Annotated in this window: 7 protein-coding genes; 2 read left to right on the top strand and 5 right to left on the bottom strand. The window is 30.2% G+C overall.

The genetic code is table 11. The annotated features are described in order from the left end of the window. Nucleotides 1-692: 692 nt before the first annotated feature. The 3 genes from PTZ02_RS19265 to PTZ02_RS19255 form a co-directional block, all read right to left on the bottom strand. Complete coding sequence (locus PTZ02_RS19265; protein WP_202769035.1) at nucleotides 693-896, bottom strand: cold-shock protein; 204 nt, start codon at nucleotides 894-896, stop codon at nucleotides 693-695. Nucleotides 897-935: 39 nt separating this feature from the next. Then, nucleotides 936-1,883, bottom strand: coding sequence for a patatin-like phospholipase family protein (locus PTZ02_RS19260; protein ID WP_274229356.1), 948 nt, complete (start codon nucleotides 1,881-1,883; stop codon nucleotides 936-938). Between the two features lie 161 nt (nucleotides 1,884-2,044). Then, entirely contained in the window at nucleotides 2,045-2,860 is an 816-nt protein-coding gene (locus PTZ02_RS19255) for a pyruvate, water dikinase regulatory protein (protein WP_274229355.1), read from the bottom strand. Between the two features lie 169 nt (nucleotides 2,861-3,029). Here PTZ02_RS19255 and PTZ02_RS19250 point away from each other — a divergent pair, with 169 nt between their 5' ends. Beyond that, the gene (locus tag PTZ02_RS19250) at nucleotides 3,030-3,782 is read left to right on the top strand and encodes a signal peptidase II (protein ID WP_274229354.1); all 753 of its coding nucleotides are present in this window, start codon (nucleotides 3,030-3,032) and stop codon (nucleotides 3,780-3,782) included. A gap of 57 nt (nucleotides 3,783-3,839) precedes the next feature. Further along, entirely contained in the window at nucleotides 3,840-4,508 is a 669-nt protein-coding gene (locus PTZ02_RS19245) for an undecaprenyl diphosphate synthase family protein (protein ID WP_274229353.1), read from the top strand. A gap of 63 nt (nucleotides 4,509-4,571) precedes the next feature. Here the strand turns inward: PTZ02_RS19245 and PTZ02_RS19240 are convergent, their stop codons facing one another. Next, nucleotides 4,572-5,384 (bottom strand): pirin family protein, encoded by an 813-nt coding sequence (locus PTZ02_RS19240; protein ID WP_274229352.1) that lies wholly within the window; start codon nucleotides 5,382-5,384, stop codon nucleotides 4,572-4,574. A gap of 9 nt (nucleotides 5,385-5,393) precedes the next feature. After that, nucleotides 5,394-6,029, bottom strand: a complete 636-nt coding sequence (locus tag PTZ02_RS19235; RefSeq protein ID WP_274229351.1) for an FMN-dependent NADH-azoreductase — start codon at nucleotides 6,027-6,029, stop codon at nucleotides 5,394-5,396. Nucleotides 6,030-6,144 lie beyond the last annotated feature (115 nt).

Genomic DNA, 6,144 nt, shown 5'->3' with positions numbered 1-6,144 from the left:
TTCCTCTGTTTAATTTTCAAAGACCATTTGTTTGTTTCGTCCCCGTGTCTCTTAGGGACAAGTAGTATCTTATCATGTGTAAAATATAAAGTCAACACCTTTTATATATTTTTTTTAATAAAATCTTAAAGCACATCTGATAAATACACTTAGTACATATATTATTTATTTATCATCCACTAGTTATTCATAGCTATTCAATACATCTATAGGATATATTATGTCATACTAAAATGAAATTATGCATAGAATATATTTATAGGACTTCTCACTAAACATTGTATGTTTAATATGTTGTAATTTTAAAGAGAAGTTCTCAAATATAAAGGAGTCATTAAATAAACTATAGCCGCCAAAAAATACTTCAACCTATTAATAATTAGAACAAAAAACTTTAGACGGAATGTATAAAGGCTCAATTAATTACTAGATTGACTTTTCTTAATAATCTATCTTTGCTTGGTTTTAAGATAAATTAAAGAATAAAATGTTTCACCTACACAACACACCAAATATTAAAACTTATTAAACCGACACATATAAAAGCTATAATATTGAATAAAAATATTATAGTTTACTATAAACATAGTTACTTATGACTCCTTCCCTATAGAACCAACTATAGGGTTTTTTTATTTATGAATTAAATTAACTGAAGTATATTTCAACTTCAGTTAGCTGATATTCACAAATTACATTTTCTCAACATTAATAGCTTGTGGTCCTTTGCCTTTCTGCACAATATCAAATGCCACAGACTCACCTTCGTGTAATTCTTTATCCCCTTGTCTTTCCTTTACTTGTGAAAAATGTACGAAAACATCATTTCCATCGTCTGCTGAAATAAATCCATAACCCCTTTTAGTATCAAACCATTTAACTACTCCATTTATCATTGCATTCAAAACCTCCAGAAAAATATTTCAATACATAATTTACCCATTAATATGTTCTTTATTCTTTGTTGTATCATCTTTTTCTAATGTCTTTTTGTTAAATATCAACTTTGACTTAACTAACAAATCTCTTCCAATGTTTATTATGGTTTCCTTCGGCGCTTGTTCTCTCTTATAATTTGCTATCTCCATTATAGGCTCTAATAATTCAAATGTTTCCATGTACCCTTCACCAATTTTTCTTTTTATATTAGGAACATTAAAATCTAAGGTTTCTGAAACTGAATCGGTTATATTTCTAGGTGATATTTCAATAATTTTTGTTTTAGGAAATAAGTGTCTGTCAATAACAAAATTTTTGTTTAGATTTACAACTATTATAATATCGCACCCTTCCCCATATAGAGGTTGAATAGGTGTATTATCAGTCATTCCCCCATCTAAATACCTATTCTCATGAATTTCTTCACTTTCATAAATCATTGGGATAGCTGAAGTAGCTAATAAAATCTCTTTAACAGTTGAAATATCATAATCATTTAATCTAAAATATCTCGGCGTAAGCTCAGGCATTTTACTGCACGTAACATAACAGCTTTTTTCGTTTTTTAATATTGTATCAAAGTCTATATAGTTATCTAAAATTTCAAGAAGCCCACTTCTTGAGATATTTCCTTGCTCTAATACTGTAGGAATATACTTTTTTATAAACTTCATATTTTTATTGCCTATTGCTATAAGTGTCCCTCTTTTGAGAAGATCAAAATTACTAGTGGGCAAAATCTTTTCTTTTGAAATATTTAGCCAAACTCTCTCAGCTAATTCTATATTGCCGCTTAAAAACATTACTGAATTTAGTGCGCCAATTGATGTGCCAGAAACTGCTGATATATATTTATCTATTCCAAGCTCAATAAAAGCCTTCCAAACACCAATCTGATATGCCCCTCTAGCTCCCCCTCCTGCAAAAACAAGTCCAATTTTCATAAAAATACCCCTTTATTTAAACATGTTACACTATTATTTTATCCACATTTGTATTTTTGCTATCTAAAAATAATTAAAAATAATAAAAAGGTAATTAATTCTAGTTGCCTACTAGTACTAACTACCTAAATATGTATTTATACGATTTAATTTTCTATGTATTAGTTTTCCCTTGAGTTTCTTCCAATTGCTTCTATAATTATTAATGCTGTATCCTCGATTGCTCTTTGTGTAACGTCAATCTTTTTACATCCAACTTTTCTCATAATTCTATCTGCAAAGTCAAATTCCTCTAGTATTCTAGCATCACTTGCATATTCAATATTCGATGATATTCTATGGAACTTATCTAGTCTTCTTTTTCTGATTTCTATAAGTTGAAGTGGATCTATTGTTAGTCCAAAAACTTTTTTCTTATCTACTTCAAATAGTTCATCTGGTACACCAACTTCAGGAACTAGAGGAATGTTTATTGCCTTAATGCCTTTGTTTGCCAAGTACATACATAGTGGTGTCTTTGATGTTCTTGATAAGCCTAATAATACAACATCAGCATTTTTTAATCCTCTATAATCTTTGCTATCATCATATTGCATTGCGAATTCCATTGCCTCTATTCTTTTGAAATATATCTCATCAGTTTTCCACATTGCTCCTGGATTATAATCTGGAACTGTGTTAAGTATATTTGCTGCAACATTTATTATAGGGCCTAATACATTAATGATATTGATATTTCTCTCTACACATTTTTGGGTTAGATATTCCCTAACATTCACGGTTATAACAGTAGAAACTACCATACAAGTATTCTCTGAACTTTCTATTACCTTTATTACCTCGTTGACATCTTCAAGCGTTTTTACGTATGGTATTCTCTTAACATCTACTTCTTCCTTAAATTGGCTTGCTGAGGCATTCGCCACTTGCTCCGCTGTTTCTCCTATGGAATCTGATATTGCATAAATAGTTAACATTCAAAGCACTTCCTTCCAAAACGTTTTCTTTCTTATCATAGTTTTATTTTATATTAATATTTTTATAGGTTCAATATTTATAAATTTTCTACTATAGGTGTCATAACTCTCTAAAATGTTTCTTCTTTATGATATAATATCTTCATCTATTATTTTGGAGGATTATTAAATGAACAAAAATAAGTTAGTTGCAATAGGAATACTTCCAATAATGTGGCTTGTATATTTTGCATTTGAAGTTATTACAGGCAGAGTTAATGATTCTTATACAGTAATTATGAATTTATTAGTTGCAGTTTTATTTGGGTTTATAGGACTCATTGTATATTCAATAGGAGCAAAAAATAAGGTAGGTCTTAACTCCAAGCAGCTGTTAATTATATTTCTAATTTTATTCGTTATTGAGCAAGGATCAAAACTAATTATTAAATTTAAATTTTTTAACTACAATATAACCCTAATAAAAGACTTTTTATATTTCTCTCCAATTATAAACACACAGGGTTCTTGGTTAAATGCTCGTTTTGGGGCTGGTGTTAGTTTTGGAGCATTAATTGCATTAAACATACTGGCTTTAATTTTTTTCACAGAAATTTATAGATATTTTACTCATAATACTAAAAAAGATTTTTGGATTGATATGAGTTATATCTTTCTAATTACTGGGTGCCTCTGCTCACTTATTGATAAGTTATTCTATGGCGGAAGCCTTGATTTCATAGGAATCAGTGATCTATTTGTAGCTGATATAAAGGATATGTATATTAATCTAGGAATACTATTCTTATTTTTAGGTATATATCTAAATGGTTATCTTATTGAAAGTGATAAAGAATCAACCTTCAAGGAAGATATTCAAGGACTAAAGAAATTCTTAACCTTTATGGTAAATGATATAAAAAGCATTATATCAAAAAATTAATATATTTCTGATGTTTGGAAATACTTTCTTATATACGGTATAAGGAGGTATTTTTTTATGAACCTAAATAATCTAAAAAGAATTCCCTCACACATTGGAATAATACCTGATGGTAATAGACGCTGGGCTTTAAATAATAATAAAGATAAGCATGAAGGCTATGAGTTCGGAATTGATCCTGGATTTAAATTATATGAGACTTGTTTAGCCCTAGGAATTAAAGAACTTACTTTCTACGGCTTTACAATTGATAATACTAAAAGACCAGCAGTCCAAACAAAAGCGTTTCAGAAAGCTTGTGTAGATGCTGTTATGAAACTTTCTAATAAAGATGCAAATCTTTTAGTAGTAGGGAATTCTGATTCTCCTCTTTTCCCTAAAGAACTATTACCTTACGCAAATAGAAGAGTTCATTTTGGAGAGGGTCTTATAAATATAAACTTCCTGGTTAATTATGGCTGGAATTGGGACTTATCCTATAATAAGAAAAATAACTCAAGTAAAAAGACTTCTAATCTTTTTTCTTCGCTTGCCTCTTCTGACATTTCTAGAATAGACCTAATAATTCGTTGGGGTGGTCGTCGTAGATTAAGTGGTTTCCTCCCTCTTCAATCAGTATATTCTGACTTTTATATAATAGATGATTATTGGCCAGACTTTAGGGAAGAACATTTATTGGAAGCTCTTAATTGGTACCAAGGCCAAGACATAACCCTTGGAGGTTAGTACATAATAAAATAAGGAAATAGGTCTCATCCCTATTTCCTTTAATTTTTCTTTTATAAAATTTTAAAAGTTTCCAAAATTAAAATCATCAATTGTCTGTAATATTTCATCCATTGTATTCATTATAAAAGGACCGTATTTAGCTACTGGTTCATCTATTGGGTTACTATTTATGAACAGAAATCCTGAAACTTCACTAGAACTTACTTCTATTACTTTTTCATCATTTATAACTGCCATATCACCCTTGTTAACCTTAACTATGCTACCATCACTTAAGGATACTTGAACTCCACCTGTGTGAACATAAATTAATGTAGTGCCTGAAACTTCTTTTACGAACTTACCTTGCTTCATATTTACATCAAAATAATTAATCTCTTGAAAGGTTTCTACTACACCTTTAGTATTCTTAAAATCTCCACTAATTACCTTTACAGTGACATCGCCATCTTCGAACATCGGAATTATCTCTGAGGAAATATGCCTATATTTAGGTTCTTGCATCTTTAATTCTTTGGGTAGGTTAATCCATAATTGATATCCCCAAAGTTCGCCGTCCTTCATAATCGGCATTTCTTCATGGAGTATCCCTTTTCCCGAAGTCATCCATTGAACATCCCCGGCATTTAATACTCCTTCATTACCTTTTGAATCTCTATGTCTAAAGGAACCCTTCACCATATAGGTAATAGTTTCAATTCCTCTATGCGGATGCATTGGAAATCCTGCCATATAGTCAGCCTTATCTTCGCTTCTAAACTCATCTAATAGATAAAATGGATTTGCATCATCTAAGTTTGATGTTCCTATCAGTCTATTTAATGAAACTCCTGCACCATCTTTTACTTTTTGACCATTAACCACTTTAATCATATCTATCACCTAAAATCTCTTTGCAACTTCAACTATATCTCTTTTTGCTTTATCGATAATCTCATCTTTTCTATCAGGATATTGATTATGTCCTTCTACATAAAATGTTTCAGCATCATTTATTCCTATAAATCCTGCTACTGCCTTTATATAGCTTGCTCCATGTTCAAATGCAGCTGCTGGACCTTCTGAAAATACACTTCCACTAGCTTGAATATGAAGAAGCTTCTTTCCACCTAACAATCCCACTGGACCAGCTTCAGTATATCTAAATGTTTTTCCAGCTACACAAATTGTATCTATATATGCCTTAACTATTGGTGGTACTGAAAAATTCCAAATAGGTGTAGCAAATACATATTTATCATATTCTAAAAATTCATCAGTTAATTCATTAAATCTTACAAGCTTCTTCTTTTGCTCCTCTGTAAGACTGCTAAAGTCTGCCCCTGCTGCTAAGCTTCCCCATGCAGCAAATATATCTTCATCTATTAATGGTATATATTCTTTATAAAGATCTAGCTCTTTAATCTCATCTTGTGGATTTACTTTCTTATATTCATCTATGAATATCCTTCCCACTGTTAAAGAATTTGATGCGCTCTCTTGTAATGGATGTCCTTTAATATATAATACTTTACTCATTTTTATATCTCCTTTTAATTCATTTTATCGTTGAGAATTATTATCTCTTACTTTATGTTAGTATAATATCAAAAGTAATATACTTTTGTCAAGTAATAAACTAAGAAAAGTTATT

Origin of the sequence: Clostridium sp. 'White wine YQ', assembly GCF_028728205.1 — a bacterium.
GTDB lineage: Bacteria > Bacillota > Clostridia > Clostridiales > Clostridiaceae > Clostridium_T.
This window is presented reverse-complemented; position numbering and strand designations above follow the sequence as displayed.